Origin of the sequence: Ruania alba, assembly GCF_900105765.1 — a bacterium.
Lineage (GTDB): Bacteria > Actinomycetota > Actinomycetes > Actinomycetales > Beutenbergiaceae > Ruania > Ruania alba.
Map to the genome: position 1 here is coordinate 560,759 of NZ_FNTX01000002.1, position 19,452 is coordinate 580,210.

At 68.5% G+C, this 19,452-nt stretch carries 22 protein-coding genes; 9 read left to right on the forward strand and 13 right to left on the reverse strand.

Annotation, left to right across the window (positions count from 1 at the left end; translation table 11 throughout):
- Positions 1-20: 20 nt before the first annotated feature.
- Complete coding sequence (locus BLU77_RS13050) at positions 21-1,208, forward strand: protein phosphatase 2C domain-containing protein (RefSeq protein WP_089773560.1); 1,188 nt, start codon at positions 21-23, stop codon at positions 1,206-1,208.
- A 12-nt stretch (positions 1,209-1,220) separates the two neighbouring features.
- On the opposite strand, the gene BLU77_RS13055 is transcribed toward BLU77_RS13050, so the two are convergent.
- Positions 1,221-2,573 (reverse strand): LssY C-terminal domain-containing protein, encoded by a 1,353-nt coding sequence (locus BLU77_RS13055; protein WP_089773561.1) that lies wholly within the window; start codon positions 2,571-2,573, stop codon positions 1,221-1,223.
- A 69-nt stretch (positions 2,574-2,642) separates the two neighbouring features.
- On the opposite strand from BLU77_RS13055, the gene BLU77_RS13060 reads away from it, so the two are divergent.
- The 5 genes from BLU77_RS13060 (at position 2,643) to BLU77_RS13080 (ending at position 7,226) form a co-directional block, all read left to right on the forward strand.
- Positions 2,643-3,626 (forward strand): ion transporter, encoded by a 984-nt coding sequence (locus BLU77_RS13060; RefSeq protein ID WP_089773562.1) that lies wholly within the window; start codon positions 2,643-2,645, stop codon positions 3,624-3,626.
- Positions 3,601-4,038 carry an MmcQ/YjbR family DNA-binding protein gene (locus BLU77_RS13065; RefSeq protein ID WP_089773563.1) on the forward strand — a complete coding sequence of 146 codons (438 nt, stop codon included), beginning with the start codon at positions 3,601-3,603 and terminating at the stop codon, positions 4,036-4,038. The genes BLU77_RS13060 and BLU77_RS13065 overlap by 26 nt, the downstream gene beginning before the upstream one ends.
- 76 nt (positions 4,039-4,114) lie before the next feature.
- Positions 4,115-6,136, forward strand: a complete 2,022-nt coding sequence (locus BLU77_RS13070; RefSeq protein ID WP_089773564.1) for an ABC1 kinase family protein — start codon at positions 4,115-4,117, stop codon at positions 6,134-6,136.
- Complete coding sequence (locus tag BLU77_RS13075; RefSeq protein WP_245708851.1) at positions 6,123-6,650, forward strand: MarR family winged helix-turn-helix transcriptional regulator; 528 nt, start codon at positions 6,123-6,125, stop codon at positions 6,648-6,650. Before BLU77_RS13070 ends, BLU77_RS13075 begins: the two co-directional genes overlap by 14 nt.
- Before the next feature lie 9 nt (positions 6,651-6,659).
- On the forward strand, positions 6,660-7,226 hold the full coding sequence (locus BLU77_RS13080) for a GNAT family N-acetyltransferase (protein ID WP_089773566.1): 567 nt from the start codon (positions 6,660-6,662) through the stop codon (positions 7,224-7,226).
- 40 nt (positions 7,227-7,266) lie between these two features.
- On the opposite strand, the gene BLU77_RS13085 is transcribed toward BLU77_RS13080, so the two are convergent.
- From BLU77_RS13085 to BLU77_RS13105, 5 genes are all read right to left on the reverse strand, one after another.
- A complete protein-coding gene (locus tag BLU77_RS13085; RefSeq protein ID WP_089773567.1) occupies positions 7,267-7,617 on the reverse strand; it encodes a VOC family protein in 351 nt (116 codons plus the stop codon).
- A gap of 41 nt (positions 7,618-7,658) precedes the next feature.
- Complete coding sequence (locus BLU77_RS13090; RefSeq protein ID WP_089773568.1) at positions 7,659-8,279, reverse strand: methylated-DNA--[protein]-cysteine S-methyltransferase; 621 nt, start codon at positions 8,277-8,279, stop codon at positions 7,659-7,661.
- Positions 8,276-8,755 (reverse strand): RNA polymerase sigma factor, encoded by a 480-nt coding sequence (locus tag BLU77_RS13095; RefSeq protein WP_089773569.1) that lies wholly within the window; start codon positions 8,753-8,755, stop codon positions 8,276-8,278. The genes BLU77_RS13090 and BLU77_RS13095 overlap by 4 nt, the downstream gene beginning before the upstream one ends.
- A 72-nt stretch (positions 8,756-8,827) precedes the next feature.
- Positions 8,828-9,295, reverse strand: a complete 468-nt coding sequence (locus BLU77_RS13100) for a hypothetical protein (RefSeq protein WP_089773570.1) — start codon at positions 9,293-9,295, stop codon at positions 8,828-8,830.
- A 123-nt stretch (positions 9,296-9,418) separates the two neighbouring features.
- Positions 9,419-10,228 carry a sulfite exporter TauE/SafE family protein gene (locus BLU77_RS13105; protein WP_089773571.1) on the reverse strand — a complete coding sequence of 270 codons (810 nt, stop codon included), beginning with the start codon at positions 10,226-10,228 and terminating at the stop codon, positions 9,419-9,421.
- A 250-nt stretch (positions 10,229-10,478) separates the two neighbouring features.
- On the opposite strand from BLU77_RS13105, the gene BLU77_RS13110 reads away from it, so the two are divergent.
- Positions 10,479-11,261: a MerR family transcriptional regulator gene (locus BLU77_RS13110; protein WP_089773572.1), complete on the forward strand. Its 783-nt coding sequence runs from the start codon at positions 10,479-10,481 to the stop codon at positions 11,259-11,261.
- 205 nt (positions 11,262-11,466) lie between these two features.
- Here the strand turns inward: BLU77_RS13110 and BLU77_RS13115 are convergent, their stop codons facing one another.
- The 4 genes from BLU77_RS13115 to lpdA all read right to left on the reverse strand — a co-directional run bounded on the left by BLU77_RS13115 (position 11,467) and on the right by lpdA (position 16,480).
- Positions 11,467-12,369, reverse strand: a complete 903-nt coding sequence (locus BLU77_RS13115) for a carbohydrate ABC transporter permease (RefSeq protein WP_245708852.1) — start codon at positions 12,367-12,369, stop codon at positions 11,467-11,469.
- Entirely contained in the window at positions 12,366-13,493 is a 1,128-nt protein-coding gene (locus tag BLU77_RS13120; RefSeq protein WP_089773573.1) for a carbohydrate ABC transporter permease, read from the reverse strand. Before BLU77_RS13120 ends, BLU77_RS13115 begins: the two co-directional genes overlap by 4 nt.
- A complete protein-coding gene (locus BLU77_RS13125) occupies positions 13,490-14,848 on the reverse strand; it encodes an ABC transporter substrate-binding protein (protein WP_089773574.1) in 1,359 nt (452 codons plus the stop codon). The genes BLU77_RS13120 and BLU77_RS13125 overlap by 4 nt, the downstream gene beginning before the upstream one ends.
- A gap of 234 nt (positions 14,849-15,082) precedes the next feature.
- Positions 15,083-16,480 carry a dihydrolipoyl dehydrogenase gene (gene lpdA, locus BLU77_RS13130; RefSeq protein WP_089773575.1) on the reverse strand — a complete coding sequence of 466 codons (1,398 nt, stop codon included), beginning with the start codon at positions 16,478-16,480 and terminating at the stop codon, positions 15,083-15,085.
- A gap of 125 nt (positions 16,481-16,605) precedes the next feature.
- On the opposite strand from lpdA, the gene BLU77_RS13135 reads away from it, so the two are divergent.
- Complete coding sequence (locus BLU77_RS13135) at positions 16,606-17,139, forward strand: GNAT family N-acetyltransferase (RefSeq protein ID WP_089773576.1); 534 nt, start codon at positions 16,606-16,608, stop codon at positions 17,137-17,139.
- Between the two features lie 328 nt (positions 17,140-17,467).
- Positions 17,468-17,938: a GNAT family N-acetyltransferase gene (locus tag BLU77_RS13140; protein WP_089773577.1), complete on the forward strand. Its 471-nt coding sequence runs from the start codon at positions 17,468-17,470 to the stop codon at positions 17,936-17,938.
- 18 nt (positions 17,939-17,956) lie between these two features.
- On the opposite strand, the gene BLU77_RS13145 is transcribed toward BLU77_RS13140, so the two are convergent.
- From BLU77_RS13145 to BLU77_RS13155, 3 genes are read right to left on the reverse strand one after another with little or no spacing between them, the layout of a single operon-like run.
- Positions 17,957-18,589 (reverse strand): hypothetical protein, encoded by a 633-nt coding sequence (locus BLU77_RS13145; RefSeq protein WP_139177765.1) that lies wholly within the window; start codon positions 18,587-18,589, stop codon positions 17,957-17,959.
- 50 nt (positions 18,590-18,639) lie between these two features.
- Positions 18,640-19,056 (reverse strand): type VII toxin-antitoxin system HepT family RNase toxin, encoded by a 417-nt coding sequence (gene hepT, locus BLU77_RS13150; RefSeq protein WP_089773579.1) that lies wholly within the window; start codon positions 19,054-19,056, stop codon positions 18,640-18,642.
- Positions 19,049-19,438 (reverse strand): nucleotidyltransferase domain-containing protein, encoded by a 390-nt coding sequence (locus tag BLU77_RS13155; RefSeq protein WP_217632451.1) that lies wholly within the window; start codon positions 19,436-19,438, stop codon positions 19,049-19,051. The genes hepT and BLU77_RS13155 overlap by 8 nt, the downstream gene beginning before the upstream one ends.
- Positions 19,439-19,452 lie beyond the last annotated feature (14 nt).

The following is a 19,452-nucleotide window of genomic DNA, read 5'->3' on the forward strand; positions in this document are numbered from 1 at the left end:
GATCTCAGAGGCGGTGCACGATGGCGGTGAGGTTCCGCTACGCCTTGAGCACGCACCTCGGAACCGTCCGCACCAACAACGAGGACTCGGCCTTCGGCAGTGACCGGTTGCTCGTGCTCGCGGACGGGATGGGCGGTCACGCAGCCGGTGAGGTGGCCTCCGCCGTGGCGATGCGCGTCTTCGCCGGGTTGGGCACCGGCGACGCGCCCGCCGCCGAGACCATCCTCGCCGCCGGTCGACGGACCCGCCGCGCCCTGCACACCATGTCCGAGGCCGACCCGATGCTGGAGTCGATGGGCACCACGCTGCTTGTCGTGGCGTGCGACGGCGATCAGGTGACCGTCGGTCACATCGGCGACTCCCGGGTGTACGCCCTGCGGGATGGCTCCCTGTACCAGGTCACCACCGACCACACGCATGTGCAGCGCCTGATCGACACCGGACAGCTCACCCCGGAGCGGGCCCGTACTCACCCGTACCGGTCGATGCTGCTGAAGTCCCTGGACGACCAGCCCGCCGGTGCGGACCTCGACATCATCGACGTCGAGCTGCAGGCCGGGGACCGGCTGCTCCTGTGCTCGGACGGCCTCTCCGACTACCTCTCCGCCGAGCACATCGGCGAGCTGCTCAGCGTGCCGGATCGCGAGGAAGCGGCCCACGCACTGGTGGAGGCCGCCCTTGCCGTGGGCACCCGGGACAACGTCACTGTGCTCGTTGCCGATCTGGAGGCCGATGCCCGGGCCACGGATTCCTCAACTCCCGACGGCGGAGTTCGCCTCCCCGGTCAGGAGAACCAGGTGGTGGGGGCTGCTGGGGAGGCCATCGGCCTGTCGGCCGAGGCAGCCGCCGCGCTGCGCGCGACCTTGCCGGACATGCCGTTGGACGCGACCGCTCCGATGGCCGGGATCGCCGGGATCGGTGCCACTGACAAGACCGACCACACGAGCGATCCGGACGAGACCGCGACGGACGAACCGGCCGCCTCGGAAAGTGACCACCGGGACAGCACCGAGGCGGCACCGCACGACGACCAGGCCACGGAGGCTGCGCCGTCGGGCAACTCGGACACCTCCTCCGGTGAGGGCACGCGCACGGGCGAGCCTGCGCCGTCGGGGCTCTCCGCCAGCACCGGCTCCCGCCTGCCCGGGGCTCTGGCCGCCCTGACCGTGCTGGCGATCGTGATCGCCCTCTGGATCATCCTGGGTTGACCTGCGGGTCGGTCAGTGCACGGCCCCTTCGGCGGACTGTCCCCTGGTGAAGACGCGCGCCGTCTCCCCGGAGAGCGCCAGCAGCACCAGGATCTCCACGGCCGTGCCGAGCAGCTGACTGGCCAGCGCCGCCTCCGGTGCACCGACGATCCACAGCACCGCGTAGGTGAGAACGCCGATCGCACCCAGCATGAGGGTGGCCATCCGCGCCCAGTTCGCGCGCCGGTAGAGGAAGCCGGCGAGCACCAGGTAGGCGAGCAGATACGCCATCAAGACAGAGCGCAGCGCCAGGTAGACCGCCTCGGGAGACACGCCGACCTGCATCAGCGGGATGACGATCCCCAGCTCGTCGACCCGTTCCGGCGCGAGACCGACCAGCCAGGCTAGTCCGAGCACCCCGGTCACCACCCGCAGCACCATGAGCAGCATCCCGAACGCCACCGTGAGTGGGATGGCACGCCGCTGGTGCGCTTCGGCGTCATCGCGCTCGATCTGCTCAGTCACCGCACCCTTCGGACCGGGGGTCGCCCGCAGGTCCACGATCGGCAGGTCGCCATCGGTGCGGATCGCGTCTCCCCCGCCGTTGCGATGGTGGTACCCGGTGGAGAAGTTGCGCAGGTGCTTCACCGCGATGTCCCGGTTCCCGGCGTCAGGGTCGGTGAGTGTGGCCAGGATGTGATCGCGCTCGGCATCGATCTCGGCATCGATCCGGTGGGTGATCTGCAGGGTGAAGTGCGAGAGTCCGACCGCTCGGTCGTAGGTACCGGCAGCGAGCCAGTCGACCTTCTTGCCTCCGGGCAGACGCCAACCGGTCGGGCACGGCCAGAACCGGACGTGGTGCCGTTTCGCCGGGTTGCCCTCCACCTCCTGCTGGTAGGTGAACTGCTGGCGCCGGCCGAACAGGAACAGTGGACTCACCGGGGCGTCCGGATAGCTGCGCCGCAGCAGGGTGGACACGATCATCCGGCGGCTGGACTCGAGGTTCATCTCGTCGGCGCGGTGCCAGCCGGCTCGGAGCATGGCCGCATGGATCTGCGCCTCGCTCCCGCGCACGCCCAGGTTGACCGGGTCTCCGAGCAGTCCCTCACGGGTGCGGGACCTGCCGATGAAGTAGTTCGGCACATACACGCGCGTGAGCAACCGGTGCAGCCGTGGGAGCAGCAGGTAGGTCACGATCGCCCAGAACGGGAAGAATGCCCACAGGTGACGCCAGCCCTCGGTGAGGAGCTGGTGGACGAGCAGGAACGCGAGCCAGCCGCAGGCCACCGTGCCCAGGAAGAAGAACACGTGATCCCAGAAGCGGATCGGGTTCTCATGGACGACCTCGACGGCCGCGTGCGCCCGCTCTGTGAGCGTACGTGCCATGTGTCCCACGGTAACCGGCATCGGTGACAATAGGGCGTCTGCCACGTTGGGATGAGGGGATCCATCTAGATGAACGCGCCGTCCGCACCGCCTTCGGCTCACCGCCTCCGCCTCGCCGCCTGGGTGGAGTCCCGGCCGGTGCAGCGGATCGTGGTGGCCGTGATCGTCGTCAATGCGATCACCCTCGGCCTGGAGACGTTCGAGAATGCACCGGCGCGGGTGCTGCACGCCATCGACCTGGCGTGCCTGATCGTGTTCGTGGTGGAGCTGAGCCTGAAGCTGTACGCCAACGGCCTGCGCTTCTTCCGTAGTTCCTGGAACGTGTTCGACCTGCTCGTGGTGGTGGTGGCACTGGTTCCCGGTAGCGGCGGGTTCGCGGTGCTGCGTGCCTTGCGGGTGCTCCGCGTGCTGCGGCTCATCTCCGCGGTGCCGCGGCTGCGCCAGGTGGTGGGCGCTCTGATGGCGGCCGTGCCCGGGATGCTCTCCATCGGTGCCCTGCTGGGCCTGTTGTTCTACGTGAGCGCAGTGATGGCCACCATGCTCTTCGCGGACACGGACCCGGAACGGTTCGGCACCCTGTGGGCTTCGCTGTTCAGCCTGTTCCAGATCATGACTTTGGACAGCTGGTCGGCGCTGGTGCTGCCGATCATGACCGCGCACCCGTGGGCCTGGATGTTCTTCGTCCCGTTCGTGCTGATCAGCGCCTTCGCCGTGCTGAACCTGTTCATCGCGGTGATCGTGGACTCCATGCAGCACCTGAAGCCACCCGCAGCGGAGACCGATGAGGACGGGGCCGCGGTGGCAGCGTCGCCGGAGGACCTGCCTGACGACCCGTTCGACGAGGGGGTGCTGGTGCCTGCGGAGGAGCTCGGGCAGTTGCGGGCCGAGCTGGCCGCCCTGCGCGGGGAGGTGAGCACGCTCACCCAGGCACTGCGGGTCGGCGACGCCAGCGGTGCCACGGTATCGACGGTGACCCGGCCGGCGCCGCTGTCGGCGGCCGATGACAGAGTGTCTTCGGGAGGCGACGATGATCCATCCACGCATGTTCGATGACGGCGACCCGTACCTCGCACGGGTACGTCACCTGTGCCTGGCGTTCCCGCAGGCGCAAGAGAAGGAGAGCCACGGGCGGCCCACGTTCCGGGCCACGAAGGTGTTCACCGTGTACGGCGGCGGCACCAAGGGCAACGCCCGCGAGCGCATCATGTACGACCACTCGCTCCTGCTGTTGCCCGACGATGCTGAACGGCTCGCCCTGGAGCAGGATCCGCGCAGCTTCGTCCCTGCCTACTACGGTCCGGCCGGGTGGATCGGCTGGGACCTCGCGCATGACGGCACTGCCGCCGAGGAGGTGGACTGGCCCGAGGTGTTCGAGCTGGTGGAGGCGTCCTACCGGGCACTGGCCACCCCCACGTTGCGGCGGCTCCTGGACGAGAGCGACCTGACGCCGGAGGCGTTCCGCTGACCGGAGTGGGGCAGGCGCCGAGCAATCGGCTCACCTCGATCTCCCGACAGGTCGAGGCGTAGGGGAGGATGGCCCTATGGTCGACTTTCTGGGGGCCCAGTTGACGCTGTGGTCGGTGGCGATCTCGGTGCTGCTGTTCGCGCTGTTCGTGCGCCGGGTGATGGGCGTGCGGCTGAGTCTGCTGCGCACGGTGGTCGCGGCGCTGATCGGGGCGACCGCGGGCCCGGCGCTGCTGGGGGCGCTGCTGCAGCCACCGGCCACGGAGGCCGACCTGCTCACCCTCACGCTGTACGCCACCCTGACCGCGGCATTCGCCCTGATCATGGCGATGTTCGCACTCGCCACGATCGAGATGCTGATCCCGGACGGGTCGCTTCCAGGCCCGGTGACGGCGTGGCGCTCGCTGCGCGGCCGGGTGCGCCGCAGCGGGCGTTACCTGAAGCTGCTGCGTGTGGTGGTCCGGCACGGTCTGGTCCGGTTCCTGCGTGGCAGCTCGCACCGAGGCGTGCGCACCCCGGAGGAGCGGCGCGCGCTGGCACGCTCGCTGCGACGTGCGTTGGAGGACGGCGGCGTCACCTTCGTCAAGCTCGGACAGCAGCTCTCCACCCGCAGAGACCTGCTGCCGGCGGAGTTCATCGCCGAGCTCACTCGCTTGCAGGACGACGCGTCCGCCCTGGACTGGCCGGTGGTGGAGCGGGTGATCACCGCCGAGCTGGGCGCACCGCCGGAGGCCGTGTTCGCCACGATCGACCGGGAGCCGTTGGCAGCGGCGTCGATCGCGCAGGTCCACACGGCTACCACGCCCGACGGCGATCGCGTGGTCCTGAAGGTGCAGCGCCCCGGGATCACGGCGCAGGTCTCCCGGGACCTGGACATCCTGGAGCGGTTCGCCGGCACCCTCACCGCCCGCACCACCTGGGCTGCCGATCTCGGCCTCAGCGACCTGGTCCGCGGTTTCGCCGCAGCGCTGGGAGAGGAGCTCGATTTCCGGATCGAGCGCGACAATCTGGCCACCATCGCCTCCGGCCTGGAGGCTTCCGGAGCCCAGGACATCCGCGTGCCGCGGGTGTGGCAGGGCACATGCACGGCTCGGCTGCTCGTGATGGACCGGTTGGATGGCGTGCCGCTCGGGGACGCCCAGCCGGTACTGGCCGAACTGGGTGCGCAGCGGCGCGCCGAGCTGGCGACCGAGCTGCTGCGGGTGGTGCTCGATCAGGTCACCCGGCACGGGGTGTTCCATGTGGACCTGCACCCGGGGAACGTGCTCGTCGACAGCGCGCACGGCACAGACGACACCGGCAGGCGGGGCGCGCTGGCAATGCTGGACCTGGGGTCCGTGGGCCGCCTCGGATCTCAGTCGCGGTCCAGCCTGACCCGCCTGCTGGCCGCGCTCGGTACCGGCGACTCCCTGGCCGCTTCGGACGCCTTGCTCGAAGCAGTCGATCGCCCGAACCGCGTGGACGAACGCACGTTGGAGCAAGAGCTCGGCGAGATCCTGCTCCGGTTCACCGACTCCGAGGGCGGCGGCAGCTCGAACGTGGCGGGTGCCGTGGCCGAATTGTTCCGCCTGGTGGCTCGGCACCGCTTGGGCATCCCGCCACAGTTGGCCGCAGCGTTCCGCGCCCTGGCGACGCTGGACGGCACGCTCGCTGTGATCGACCCCGGTTTCGACCTGGTTCGTGGCGCTCGGGAGGCGAGCCGGGCACGCCTGGAGTCGAGCCTGCAGCCGAAGGAGCTGCGCCGGACCGTGGAGTCCGAGCTGGTCACACTGCTGCCGGTGCTGCGGCGTCTGCCCCGCCGGATGGAGCGGATCGCGGATGCGGCCGAGCACGGCCGGTTGCAGGTGCACACGCGGGTGCTCGCCGATCCCGCCGATCGTCGTTTCGTGATGCGCCTGTGGCACCAAGGTCTCCTCACGATCCTGGCTGCCACGGCCGGGCTGATGGCCACGGTGCTCTACCTGGTGGCGCCGGGGCCGATGGTCACCGACGAGGTCGGGCTGTTCCACGTGCTCGGCACCGCTCTGCTCGCCGGGTCGGTGATTCTGGTGATGCGACTGCTCGTGGTGTTCTTCCGGCAGGATGATGAGCCACGATGACCGAGACGGCGAGGCAGGGCAACAGATGACGATCGACGCGGGAGCAAGCGGGAGCGACCCGCAGTGGCTCAACGACGACGAGCGGCACGCGTGGCTCGCGCTCACCGGGCTCCTGGTGCGCCTCCCCGGGGCACTGGACGCGCAGCTGGAGCGCGATTCGGACCTGCACTTCTTCGAGTACATGGTGCTGGCGATGCTGGCCGAGCAGGACGGCAATGAACTGCAGATGAGCAAGCTGGCAGCCCTCACGAACGGGTCGCTCTCCCGGCTCTCCCACGTGGTGCGGCGTCTGGAGCGGCAGAATCTGGTTCGCCGGACGCCCTGCCCGCAGGACCGTCGCGCCACGCATGCCGTGCTCACCGACGACGGTCTGGCGCGCGTGGAGGCTGCCGCTCCTGGCCATGTGGCGCACGCACGCGCGCTGGTGGTGGACGCCGTCGCCCCGGAGGATCTGGCGGCCTTCGAGCGGGTGGCCGCCACGATCCTGGACCGCGTGGACGGGTGGCATCCGTAGGCTGCCCGGATGAGGATCGTCGGCACGAAAATACAGCTGCGGGACTGGACCGTCCACGACCTCCCGCGGGTGCACGACCTGCTGCGCCCGGACCGGCCCTGGCACCGCACCAACGGCCCCTATTTCGGGCTTCCGGACGCCGCATCGATGGCGCAGGCTGCCGAGCGCACCATCGCTCGCGACCCCAGCGAGCCACGGGTGACCCTCGGCATCGAGACCGACGGTGTGCTCGTCGGGCAGGTGAACTGGTACTGGGAGTCCGAGGTGACGGACTGGCGGCGCCTCGGCATCTCCATCCAGGACGAGGCGTACTGGGGTCGAGGGCTCGCCACGGAGGCCCTGGCGCTGTGGACCAGCTACCTCTTCGACGCCACGGATACCCTCCGCCTGGACCTGGCCACCTACTCAGGCAACCGCGGCATGCTCGGCGTGGCCCGCCGTCTGGGCTTCGTCGAGGAGGCGCGGATGCGCAAGGCGCGACGATGGTCCGGCGGGGTTCATGACGCCGTCGTGATGGGTGTGCTGCGGGAGGAGTGGGACGTCCTACGGACGGGGTGGACCGCCGTCGTGCGGTGACCTGGCCGACTCAACACTCACCGGCTCAGGATTTCCCGGGTCAGTGCCCACCCGCCACGCAGAACTGGTTTCCCTGCGGGTCGGCCAGCACCACCCACCGGAAGTCGCCCATCACGTGGGTGTCCACCTGCTCGGCTCCGGCACCGACGAGGCGCTCGACCTCGGTATCCAGGTCGGCCGCGGCCAGATCCAGGTGGAGACGGTTCTTCCCCGGCGTCGGGTCATCGACCTTCTGGAACGCGAGGCGGTACCCGGCGCCAGGGATCTCCACCACGTAGAACCAACCGTCGTTCTCCGCCACGATCGATCCGCCGACCTGCTCGGCCCACCAGGCAGCCAGGGGTCCGGGGTCGGTGGTGTCGAGCGTGATCATCTCCAGTGTGAGGGTCATGCGGGTCAGGCTAGCCGCGACCTCTGACAACGGATGACCGCTCACCCGTGCTCGAGGGCGAGCAGCGCCTCCTTGGCGGGGATCCCGCCGCGGTAGCCGCCCAGGGAGCCATCGCTGCGGACCACCCGGTGGCAGGGCAGCAGGAGCGGCACCGGGTTGGTGGCGCACGCGGAGCCGACCGCACGCACGGCGCGTTCGGACCCTGCTGCCCGCGCCATCTCGGCGTAGCTGGCCGTGCGGCCGTAGTCGATCGTGGGCAGCTGCTCCAGCACCCGGCGGCGGAAGCCGGTGGTCAGGCTGAGGTCGAGGGGAACGTCGAAGTGACGGCGACGCTGGCCGAAGTACTCCTCGATCTGGCGAGCCGTGGCATCCAGGCGGCGGGGAGCGGCGAGCACGCGGGAACTGACGCGCTCGGCCAGATCGGACAGGACGCCGTCGAACCCTTCGGAGGCGAACGCCACGCGCACCACACCGCGCTCGGTGGCAGCGAGCAGGAGGGGTCCGACGGCGGAGTCCACCGTCCGGTAGGCCACGTCCAGCAGTCCGCGCTGCTCGGCGTCACGGGCAAGGCGGTCGTGCAGGTCGCTCAGGCGGGTCTCGTCGACGGCGGGGGCCAGGTGGGCCAGATCGGCCGGCAGGTCGGGGGTGGTGGTCGGGCTCATCGGGCTGCCTCCTCGGCGTAGGTGCGGCGTAGTCGTGCGATCCCGTCCGAGGCCGCCCGCCGGGCGGCGGCCGGGGTGCCGCCCAGCAGAGCCGCGACCTCCGTGTGTGGCAGGCCGGCGATGTGGTGATAGATGACGGCGCTCTGCTGCTTGGCCGGTAGGTCGCCGAGGGCTTCCCACAGGTCCCGCTCCCAGCTACCGGGCCGGCCCTCACGGGTGGGGCGTTCGGGGAGCCGGTCGGTGGGGTGGGTCCGTGATCGAGTGCGGGCGCGATGGGTGTCGATGGCCTTGCGTCGGGCGATGGTGACCAGCCAGGCCTGCACGTTCGCATCGGGCGGCAGGTCCGGGTAGGCGGTCATCGCGGCGAGGAAGGTCTCCGACCAGGCATCGTCTGCATGGTCGGGCCCGGCCACGGCACGGCAGACTCGGAGCACGGTGGCTCCGTGCTCGGCGACGACGGTTTCGAAGGGTGTCACGCTAGGTAGACGCGCGGGAGGGCGGATGTGTGAGGTGCCCCTCTGGGGTGGGGCGGGTCCCCCATTCTGGACTCATCCGTCGTCCTCGGGAAGGTCGAGCACCACGCGCACGTCGACCGGTTCGAGTTCGGTGCCGTCGGGGAGCACGATCCTGCGATCCTCGAGCGGGTCGTCCAGCCAGACGGTCTCGACCACCGAGTACAGGTCGTCGGTACATGCCTTCCCGAACACCCGGGTGCCGGTCGGGTCCACCCGGCGTCCGTCGAGGCGCACCGCGTCGTCAGTCTCGGTGACCTCGATCCCGTACGGGTCGTGGCAGCTCGAGGACCCCACCTCATACCGCACGAGCAGACCGTGATCGTCATTCACCGTGGCGACCGAGGTGACCGTGGTGGAGGTGACCACCGGGAAACCGATGGCCACGGCATAAATGCCGGCCAGGGTGGCGAGCACGGTCGCCCCGGCAACCATCCACATCAGCAGCGCACGGAGCCGGGTGCGTCGCTCCTCGGGAAGCTTCGCGTCCTCGTCGGTGCCCATGCCCCCATCATGGCGCGTGCGAGCATGGACGGCTCGTCCCAGAGGTACACGGGCGCGCAACTGGGCTCGGGTCCAGGCAGTGGGAAGCGGTCAGAGCAGCAGGTAGTGACGCGCTCGGGCGGGTCAGAGCAGCAGGTAGACGGCACCACCGATGGTGAGCACCACGACGAGCCGCTCGAAGAGCACCTGGTTCATCCGGGCCACCAGCCAGCGTCCGGCCAGCGCCCCGATCACCACCGCCGGCACGAGAGCCAGGTCCATCAGCAGGGTGGGCCCGGTGATGAGTCCCAGGCCGATCGAGAACGGGAGCTTGACCAGGTTCACGACGGCGAAGAACCAGGCGGCGGTGCCCAGGAAGGTCTTCATGGAGAACCGCGAGGCGAGGAAGTACATCGACATCACCGGTCCGGCGGCATTGGCGACCATCGTGGTGAACCCGCCGAGGGTGCCGTAGATGGCGGCCTGGGCGCGGCGTGCGCCGCGGGTCGGTGTCGACGCTTCGGAGCTGGATGTCGGCGCGCCCGTGGTCGTGGGGGCGACGGTCGTGCCTCCACGGGTGCTGCGATGAGCCGCCCAGCGGCGCCAGAGCGTGATCCCGATGACCAGGAGAAGGATGACGCCGATGACCCGGCGCACCCCCGCGTCGTCGGCAACAGCGAGGAAGCCTGCGCCGAGCAGCAGTCCGGCGAGCACGGTGGGCACCAGCCGTCGCAGCACCGTCCAGTCGGCATGCTTGCGGTAGGCCCAGATCGCGAACATGTCGGCCACGATGAGCAGTAGCAACAACGCGCCCGTGGACTCACGCGCCGGCAGCAGGGCAGCGAAGATCGCGATGGAGATCGTGTTCGCCCCGGGCAGCGCCGTCTTGGAGATGCCGACGAGCACTGCAGAGATCGCGAGCAACGCCCACGCGAGAAGAGTCAGCTCCGGCACCCGGCCACGCTACTGCCACCGGCACCCGTGGGACGCGATGATCCGCCTAGTGAGCACCAGTGAGCACCAGGCCTATCCCTCTCGCCGAACGCAACCTTGTGCGGCGAAAGATGCGGGTGGGCCCGCACAGGGTTGCGCTCGGCGCGGTGGGTGGGTGGCCGAGGGTGGCATGCGCTGAATCGGGAGAAGGCTTGACTTTGACGTGACGTCAACGTTCAGAGTGAGTCATGTTCGGAAACGGAGGGCCGTCATGACGGAGATCGACGAGTGGTCGATGCACGAGATCACCCGCAGTACCGGCACGACCAGCCGCACGCTGCGTCACTACGACCAGATCGGCTTGCTCCCGCCGACGAGGATCGGTGCCAATGGGTACCGGTACTACGACACCGACGCGCTGGTGCGGCTGCAGCGCATTCTGCTGCTGCGCGAGCTCGGGCTCTCCCTGGCCTCCATCGCCGAGGTGCTGGCGGGTGGCCAGAGCGAGGCCGAAGCCTTGCGTACCCACCTGGAGCTTCTCGAGATCGAGCGCAGCCAGGTGGAGCGCAGGATCGCTTCGGTGCGCACCACATTGGCCAAGAGAGAAGGAGGTGAACATCTCATGGCATCCGAGATGTTCGATGGTTTCGACCACACCCAGTACAAGGACGAAGTCACGGAGCGATGGGGACGCGAGGCTTGGCAGCAGGGCGACGCCTGGTGGCGCTCCCTCTCCGCCGAGGAGAAGGCCCGGTTCCAGGCGGAGCAGCAGCAGATCGCCGCGGACTTCATCGCCGCGCACGAGGCCGGGCTCGACCCGACGGGTGAGCAGGTCCGGGCGATCGCCGAGCGGCACCACCGCTGGCTGTCCCACCCGATGATGTCCGTCACGAAGGGCTACTACCTGGGCCTGGCCGACATGTATGTGGTCGACCCACGGTTCGGGAAGAACTACGAGCGTGACGGCGGCGCTGCAGCCGGTGATCGGAGCGGAGCCGAGTACGTGCGTGAGGCGATGCGTGCCTACGCCGACACCGCCGCGTTCGATGCGTAGCACCCCTGCCGGCTCACCGCCCAGCCCACCGAACCAGCCCCACCCCATTCGCCGAACGCAACCTTGTGCGGCGAAAATCGCGGCAGACGCCGCACAAGGTTGCGTTCGGCGGGTGGGTGGGCGGCCCCGCGGGGAGGTGGCCCCGCGGGGAGGTGACCCGGCGGTGGGTGGGCGTGGACGGCCCGGCGGGTGAGGGTGAGTTCGGTCAGCCCTTCACCGAGCCGGAGGTGAGCCCCCGGACGAAGAAGCGCTGCAGGCCGAAGAACACCAGGATCGGTAGCGCCATCGACAGGAAGGCACCGGCCGAGAGGAGTTCCTTACCCTGGCCCTGCGTACCGAGCAGCTGTTGCAGCTGCACGATCATCGTCGCGTTCGACGGCGCCAGGAACAGCTTCGCGATGAGCAAGTCGTTCCACACCCACAGGAACTGCAGGGTGGCGAACGCCGCGATGGCCGGCATCGCCATCGGCGCCACCAGCAACCAGAACGTCTGGTAGTGGCTGGCGCCATCGATCTTCGCCGACTCCACCACCGAGTAGGGCAGCGTGGACATGTAGTTGCGCAGCGTGTAGACGCACAGCGGCATGCCGAACCCGGTGTGCAGCAACCAGACGGCCACGAACTCACCGGAGATCCCGATGCCGTTCGGGCCGAGCAGATCGAGCATGGGCTGGAAGGCCACCTGAATCGGCACCACCATGACCCCGACGATGATCACGAACAGGGTCTCCTTGAACCGGAAGTTCAGGAAGGTGAACGCATACGCGGCAAAGGCGGCGAACATGATCGGCAGGATGGTGGCCGGCACCGCAGCCACCACCGAGTTCATGAAGCCGACGCCCATCTGGGCAGGTCCGGTGAACACCCCGATGTAGTTGTCACCGGTCCACCCTTGGCCGAACGGGTCGGCGAACACGGTCCACCACCCGCTGGTGATGATGTCGTCCCGGCTACGCAGGGAGTTGATCACCAGGCCCAGAGTGGGGATCGACCAGAGAATCACCAGGACGACCATCACGATGATCGAGGTCCAGCTCCGCGGCCGGCCGTCCTTCATCATCGAGGGCTGACGCTTCTGCTTGGGCGCTGCCTGGGTGCTGGTGCTCATCGGGCCGCCTCCTTCCGGTAGTGCCGGACCTGGTAGATCAGGATCGGGGTGACGAGGATCAGCAGCACCACCACGATCGCCGAGGCGTTCCCGGCCCGCTGGAACGTGAACAGCTCCTGGAAGAACAGGTTGGCGATCACGTTCGAACTCGCCTGCCCGTTCAGGAGCACATAGATGATGTCGAACACCTTGAGCACCAGGATCGTCACGGTGATGAAGACGGTGATCATCGTGCCCTTGATCTGCGGGATGATCACCTGGAAGAAAACCTGAACCTCGTTCGCTCCGTCGATCCGGGCCGCTTCCAGGGTCTCCTCCGGCACGGCCTTGATCCCGCCGGAAAGCAGGATCATGGCGAAGCCGGCCTGCATCCAGATCAGGATCACCATCATCAGGAACGAGTTCAGCCGGAGCGTGTCGAGGCGGAGCCAGTTCTGCGCCTCCCCACCCAGCCCGGTGACGATCGCATTCAACAATCCGATCTCCGAATCGGCGTCGTAGATCTGGATCGCCCAGATCGTCGAGGCCGCCACGAACGAGATCGCCATCGGTAGGAAGATGAAGGCCTTGGCCACCTTCTCGCCCTGGGCGGAGAGCCGGTCCGCGAACAGTGCTACGACCAGGCCGACCACCACGGTGAGCGCCGGGACCACGATCAGCCACAGCGCGTTGTTGGTGATCGAGAGCCAGAACTCGCTGCTGCCGAAGATCGCCACGTAGTTGTCGAACCCGACGTATGCGGTGCTGTCCTGATTGGCGAAGCTGTAGTTGATCGTCTGCAGGGTCGGGTACACGAGCACCAGACCCAGCAGGGCGAAGGACGGAAGCACAAAAATGTAGGGGATCACGCCCTCGGAGAGCCGTTGTGGCATCCCTTCGATGAAGACGTTCACGCAGTAGAACAGCAACGCCGCGCCGCCGACACCGGCAATCATGCCGACGACGGCCATCAACAGCCGGTTGTCGAAGAACCACTCGGGGTAGTACGCGAGCGCCAGGAAGACGTTCCCGGCCGCCCATGCCACCACGATGGCTCCGACGAGTCCGACGACGAGGCGCAGCGGGCGTGCGCCGCCGACTTTCTTCGGAGGCGACTCGGCGGCCGTCGCAGTGGCGGCGGTCACGAGTCCTCCTCCCCGTCAGCCGGCCAGCTGGCCTCGATGTCGGCGGTGACCTCCTCGGCCGGCTTGCCGTTCAACCAGTCGACCATGCCGGTCCAGAACGTCCCACCACCGACGGCGTTCGGCATCAGGTCGCTGCCGTCGAACCGGAAGACGTCCGCGTCCGCCACGATCTCCGCCGTGCGCCGGGTGAGCTCATCCGGGTACTGGCTCGCGTCGAAGGTGGCGTGCGGCGAGAGCCACCCGCCGGCCTGCGCCCACGGACCGCCGAACTCGGGTGAGGTGAGGAACCGCATCACCTCGATCGAGTCCGGGTCGTTGCCGTTCATCAGCGCAGCCAGGTCGCCGCCACCGAGGATCGGCTGGTCGGTGTAGTCACCGGAGCCTGCCCGCGGGAAGACGAACAGCCCGACTTCGTTGTCCAGGTTCTCCTGGACGTCCGACGGCATGAAGCCGGTGATGAAGTTGCCCTGCCGTTCCATCAGGCACTCCGGCGGGTCCTCGAAGGCCGGCAGGATGGCCTCGCTGAACGGGGTGGCGATCACGTTCGAGGTGCCACCGAGCACGTTGCCCTCGGCGAACACCAGCTCGCCGTAGGCGTCGAACGCCTCCACCACGCGCGGGTCGTCGAACGGAATCTCGTGCGACGTCCACTCGTCGTACACCTCGGGGCCGTGCAGCCGGAGCATGTACTCCTCGATCCAGTCCGTACCCACCCAGCCGGTGGCCTGGTCGGAGTTCCATCCCATGCACCACGGGGCCATGCCGTCGGCGCTGATCTCCTCCTGGATCGCGGCCAGGTCCTCCAGCGTGTCCGGTTCGGTGTTGTACCCACCGTCGGCATACGCCTCCTGCGGGTACCAGACCAGCGACTTCACCGCCATCCGCATCGGCGCGCCGTAGGGCAGCCCGTTGGACGCCTCGGACGCGTCCAGGAAGCCGGGCACCAATGACTCCTCCAGCGCGGGCACGTCCAAGTAGAAGTGGATCGGCTCGACGTTCCCGGCATCGGCCTGCTCGATCAGGCCACCGGGTTGCGGAAAGATTGCAATGTCCGGTGCCTGACCGGACCCGGCCCGAGCCCGGACCGTGTTGGTGAAGTCCTGGTCCGAGCTGTACTGCACGTCGATCCCGGTGTCCTCCTCGAACTGCACCAGCGATTCGTTGAACGCTTCGGCTTCCGCTCCGCCGAAGGCGCCGAGGATCGTCACCACTCCATCGCCGTCGGTCTGAGCGTTGTCCGCGCCGGATCCACGGTCGCTCCCGCTCCCCGGTGATTGCAAACATCCGGCCAGGAGTAAAGCCCCCGTCGCGGCCACACTGGTGACCGCCAGCTTCTGGCGCACAGACTTCGTCATCTGTCGACTCCTTCGTCCGATTGCGCAGGCTAGGACAACCTGCTGCCCTGCACGGTAGCCCGGCAGGCAGTTTTTGGCAGCGCCAAAAGTTCCCCGATCCGGGCCGTTGCCGAATCGAGATCTCAGGTGCCGCGATGTGCGCGTTCACACCGGGTACGCCCACACACACAAGGCCACGCCCGACGGCGGAGGTGAGCTCCGCCGTCGGGCGTGGCCTGAGTGCGTGGCTGGGTGCTACAGGTTCAGCATGTGCCCGGAGATCCCGTGCACGGCCTCCTTGACGGCCTCACCCAGGGTCGGGTGCGCGAACACGTTCCGGGAGACCTCGTCCGCGGTGAGGTCCCACCGCTGCGCGAGGTTGAGCACCGGGAGCAACTCGGTCACGTCCGGGCCGATCAGGTGGGCGCCGATGATCTCGTTGTATTGCGCGTCGGCCACCACCTTGACGAAACCGACCGGCTCGCCCAGGCCCATCGCCTTGCCGTTCGCGGTGAACGGGAACTTCGCGACCTTGACGTCGTAGCCCTTCTCCTTCGCCTGCTCCTCGGTGTAGCCGAAGGAGGCGATCTGCGGCTGGCAGTAGGTGGCGCGCGGGATGAAGTCGAACTCGATCTCCTGCGTCTCAGCGCCGCCGATGGTCTCGGCGGCCACCACGCCCATCGCCTCGGCCGTGTGCGCGAGCATCAGCTTGCCGGTGACATCTCCGATGGCGTAGACGTTCTCCACGTTCGTGCGCCCGCGCGCATCCACCACGATGGCGCCGCGCTCGGTGGCCACGCCGATGTTCTCCAGGCCGTAGCCCTCCAGGCGCGGCGCGAACCCGATCGCGGAGAGCAGCCGGTCGGCCTCGAGCACCTGTTGGTCGCCCCCCTTGGCCGGGCTCACGGTCACCTTCACGCCGGAACCGGTGTCCTCCACGGCCTCGACCTTGGTGGAGGTCATCACCGTCACACCAAGTTTCTTGTAGTGCTTGGCGAGCTCCTTGGAGATCTCCGGGTCCTCGGTGGGCACCATCCGGTCGAGGAATTCCACGATGGTGACGTCCACGCCGAAGTTCTTCAGCACGTACGCGAACTCCACGCCGATGGCGCCGGAGCCGGCGACGATCACCGATCCGGGCAGCTCGTCGTCGAGGATCTGTTCCTCGTAGGTCACCACGTTCTTGCTCAGCTCCACCCCGGGCAGCTTCTTCGTGGTGGCACCGGTGGCGATGATCAGGTGGCCGAAGGTGAGTTCGGTGGTGGAGCCGTCGTCGGCGGCCACCGACATGGAGGTGGGCGAGGTGATCGTGCCCCAGCCGTCCACCTCGGTGATCTTGTTCTTCTTCATCAGGAAGTGCACGCCCTTGACGATGCCGGCCGAGACCTGCCGGCTGCGGGCATGCGTGGGCCCGTAGGACATCGAGGCATCGCCGGTGATGCCGTACTTGTCCTTCTCGTGGTTCAGCGTGTGCGCGAGTTCAGCGTTCCGCAGCAGTGCCTTGGAGGGGATACAGCCCACGTTCAAGCAGACACCACCCCAGTACTGCTTCTCCACGACGGCGACATTCAGCCCCTGCTGAGCTGCGCGAATCGCGGCGATGTACCCACCGGGGCCTGCTCCGAGAACAACGAGGTCATAGTGTGAAGTCACAGCACCGACTGTACTGGCGCGACAGGGCCCGTGCGCCCGCAGACGCCGAAAAGTATCGGGCCGTGAACCATCTCACTCTGTTGCCGGGTGGGCGCGGAGCCGTACACCCGCTACGGTGGCCTGCGATGTCTGGCAAACCGGCGCCCTGCGTGCGCCTGCGTCCGTTGATCGATGCCGATGTGGCGGTGCTCTCCTCCTGGGCCCTCGACACGCGGTTCCGTGAGTTGGCCGAGTGGTCTCCCGACTGGTCGGTGGCCGAGTACCGCGCGTTCTGGCGTGACCTGATCGCCGACCCGCCGCAGGACCTGCTCCGCCTCGGGGTGGAGCACGAGGGCGAGCTGTGCGGGTATGTGGACCTGCACGGTCACGGGGACACTCGCGAGCTCGGCTTCCTGGTGGGCCCGCAGGACCGATGGGGACGCGGGCTCGGGGCAGCCGCCGCAGCAGCAGGCCTGGCGCACGGCTTCGACGTGCTCGGCCTGCACCGGGTGTGGGCGGAGGCGTACGACACCAACGCGGCCTCGGTCCGTATCCTGGCCCGCATCGGGATGGTCGAGACCGGCTCCGGGGCGAGCGGCGCGTTCGACGGGCAGCCAGCCACGTACCGGCAGTTCGCACTCCGGCGCGAGCACTGGCACCCGCTGGCCGCCTCCGCCTGAGCTGCACGATTCTTCCCCCGACCACGCCACCGGGGTGAAATACTCCGGACCATGCGGGGGTCGGGAAGGTGGGTCGTCGGGAGCTGCGCGGCGGCGATCGTCGGATTCGTCGTGTTTCGCACGGCGCCCGATACGTGGTTCGCCTACACCCCGCTGACGAGCGGGGAGTACCACCCGGGAACTGGCAGAGACGACTCGGGACGGCCCTCATGCTCGTCGGCGGGACGACCGCCGCGCTCGCCGTGGGATACCGTGTGATTCGCGCTCTGCTTCCCAAGCGTGCCAAGAACGAGTAAATTTCCGCCCCGCACTCACTCATGGAGGTGCCATGGTCGCCATGGAACGCGTCGACTGGACGGACCCGGACTTGCAGCGCCTGGTCAGCGACCAGGAGACGGAAGTGGACTCCCGCTACGACGATCAGGACCACGACAACCACCTGGACGCCGAGACCGTCACGGTGGCCGTCCTGGCACGGGACGACGACGGTACTGCAGTGGCCTGCGGTGTGCTGCGCGACCCAGCTCCGGCGTTCGACGCCGGCACCGGCGAGCTGAACCGGATGTTCGTGCACCCGGACCACCGCCGCCGGGGCATCGGTAAGGAGATCCTGCGTGCCCTGGAAGCGGCAGCGCAGGAGCGCAAGCTCGGCCAGCTCGTGCTCGAGACCGGCATCCAACAGCCGGAGGCGATCGGTCTGTACACCTCCGAGGGGTATCGGATCATCGACAACTACCCGCCGTACGAGGACGAGCTGGACTCGCGCTGCTTCGCGAAGGCCATCGGCGCCGAGGGCTGACCTCACCATCGGCGCGGGTCAGCGCTGCCGGAACGCCACCTGGTGGGCAGCCACCACCAGCCAGAGCAGGCAGGCGACCCACGCGAGCGCCGTGACCGCCGCGAGCTCACGGACCCCGATCGTGAGCAGGCACGCCACCGCGAACCATCCCGCGATCGCTCCGAGCACTCGCACCGCAGGGCTCCACGCATAGGAACGGGCGAGCAGGGCCAGGTACAGGCCGAGGGTGGCCACGTGCAGAACCCCACCGGCAAGCGCCGTGAGCGTGTACACCCCCTGCACGCCTGCGGGTGCGAGCACCGAGCCGAGCACCGCCAGCACCAACGCGCCCACGCCCGCCACGCCGAGCATGACGACGGCCCCCCAGTGAGCAATCCGGGTGCGGGCCGGCAGGGGCATGGCCATCGCGAAGGCCACACCGAGCACGGCGAGCGCCGCCGCTGCCACCAGGGCGGCGGCCCCGGAGACCAGGACCTGCACCGGGTGCGCAGCGAAGTACTCGGCCACACCGGGGCTCCCCGGAACCGGGACCGGGCTACCCGCCAGACCGCTGCGCGCGATCGCCCCCGCAGCAGTGGCCACAACGAACACAGCCACAGATCCCGCCGCGGCGCCGCCGACGGGCCTCGGTGCCTCGCGAGGCCGCTCCATCCCCCAACCCTAGGGCGGGACCATGGTCAACGGGCGGTCGAGGAGTGCGATCAGTCCTCGGCGATGAAACCGGCCACCTGTGCCACGAACGCGGTAGGAGGCTCCAGCGAGGACAACCGCCGGATCACGATCTCGTCGTCGACATCGGCGTACTCGTACACAAGGATGTTCCGGAATCCGACGGACTGCCGGACCGACACTGCCAACTCGGCATCGAGCACCCCGTGCGTCGCCAGGAGCCGAACCGCGTCACCATTGTCCGCCGGAGGCCCCCACCCAGAGACGGCACAGAGGTGCTGCGCCACATCCATGCAGGACTCGATGGCGGTGACGAAGGAGTACTTCACACCGCGCAGCCACATCACATCCTGACGGCGCGCATCGTCAGCGAGCGCCTCCCACTCCAGGACCGTGACCTCGTCGCTGATCCGGCGCAACAAGCGCTGTACACGCACCTGATCAGCCATGGCGCACGCTCGCGATGAACTCGCGATGGGCTCGTTCAAACCGCGGGCGCTCGTCGAAGTAGATCTTCCGCGTCATGGCTTCCCACCGGACCCGCAGGTCCGGATCTACCTCGAACAGCAGCACCCCGGTTGCGGCAACTCTGCCGGCAAGCTCGAGCGGTGCCGAGTCCAGCACCAGCAGGTCCGCACCAGCAGGGAGCAGCAGATCCGAGCCGAGCACATCACGACGGCCGAAGTATGCGGCCACATCCACGTCCGAGTCCGCCCGCGCACGATCGGTGGCATGGCTGCCATGGAGATAGCCGAACTGCGCCCCGGCAGCACGCAGCGCCTCGACCGAGATATCGAGGAGCTGGGTCACCGCCGGGTCCATAACGGTCATCATCGCACCCGCCT

Excerpts from the sequence above, each read along its gene's own strand:
- BLU77_RS13100 (WP_089773570.1), bottom strand. The coding sequence starts at position 9,295 with ATGGGCACCGACGAGGACGCGAAGCTTCCCGAGGAGCGACGCACCCGG.
- BLU77_RS13155 (WP_217632451.1), bottom strand. The coding sequence starts at position 19,438 with ATGACCGTTATGGACCCGGCGGTGACCCAGCTCCTCGATATCTCGGTC.
- BLU77_RS13065 (WP_089773563.1), top strand. The coding sequence starts at position 3,601 with ATGATCCATCCACGCATGTTCGATGACGGCGACCCGTACCTCGCACGG.
- BLU77_RS13090 (WP_089773568.1), bottom strand. The coding sequence starts at position 8,279 with ATGAGCCCGACCACCACCCCCGACCTGCCGGCCGATCTGGCCCACCTG.
- hepT (WP_089773579.1), bottom strand. The coding sequence starts at position 19,056 with ATGGCTGATCAGGTGCGTGTACAGCGCTTGTTGCGCCGGATCAGCGAC.
- BLU77_RS13050 (WP_089773560.1), top strand. The coding sequence starts at position 21 with ATGGCGGTGAGGTTCCGCTACGCCTTGAGCACGCACCTCGGAACCGTC.
- BLU77_RS13110 (WP_089773572.1), top strand. The coding sequence starts at position 10,479 with ATGACGGAGATCGACGAGTGGTCGATGCACGAGATCACCCGCAGTACC.
- BLU77_RS13055 (WP_089773561.1), bottom strand. The coding sequence starts at position 2,573 with ATGGCACGTACGCTCACAGAGCGGGCGCACGCGGCCGTCGAGGTCGTC.
- BLU77_RS13075 (WP_245708851.1), top strand. The coding sequence starts at position 6,123 with ATGAGCCACGATGACCGAGACGGCGAGGCAGGGCAACAGATGACGATC.
- BLU77_RS13145 (WP_139177765.1), bottom strand. The coding sequence starts at position 18,589 with ATGGAGCGGCCTCGCGAGGCACCGAGGCCCGTCGGCGGCGCCGCGGCG.
- BLU77_RS13085 (WP_089773567.1), bottom strand. The coding sequence starts at position 7,617 with ATGACCCTCACACTGGAGATGATCACGCTCGACACCACCGACCCCGGA.
- BLU77_RS13115 (WP_245708852.1), bottom strand. The coding sequence starts at position 12,369 with ATGAGCACCAGCACCCAGGCAGCGCCCAAGCAGAAGCGTCAGCCCTCG.
- BLU77_RS13135 (WP_089773576.1), top strand. The coding sequence starts at position 16,606 with ATGTCTGGCAAACCGGCGCCCTGCGTGCGCCTGCGTCCGTTGATCGAT.
- BLU77_RS13125 (WP_089773574.1), bottom strand. The coding sequence starts at position 14,848 with ATGACGAAGTCTGTGCGCCAGAAGCTGGCGGTCACCAGTGTGGCCGCG.
- BLU77_RS13080 (WP_089773566.1), top strand. The coding sequence starts at position 6,660 with ATGAGGATCGTCGGCACGAAAATACAGCTGCGGGACTGGACCGTCCAC.
- BLU77_RS13060 (WP_089773562.1), top strand. The coding sequence starts at position 2,643 with ATGAACGCGCCGTCCGCACCGCCTTCGGCTCACCGCCTCCGCCTCGCC.
- BLU77_RS13070 (WP_089773564.1), top strand. The coding sequence starts at position 4,115 with ATGGTCGACTTTCTGGGGGCCCAGTTGACGCTGTGGTCGGTGGCGATC.
- BLU77_RS13140 (WP_089773577.1), top strand. The coding sequence starts at position 17,468 with ATGGTCGCCATGGAACGCGTCGACTGGACGGACCCGGACTTGCAGCGC.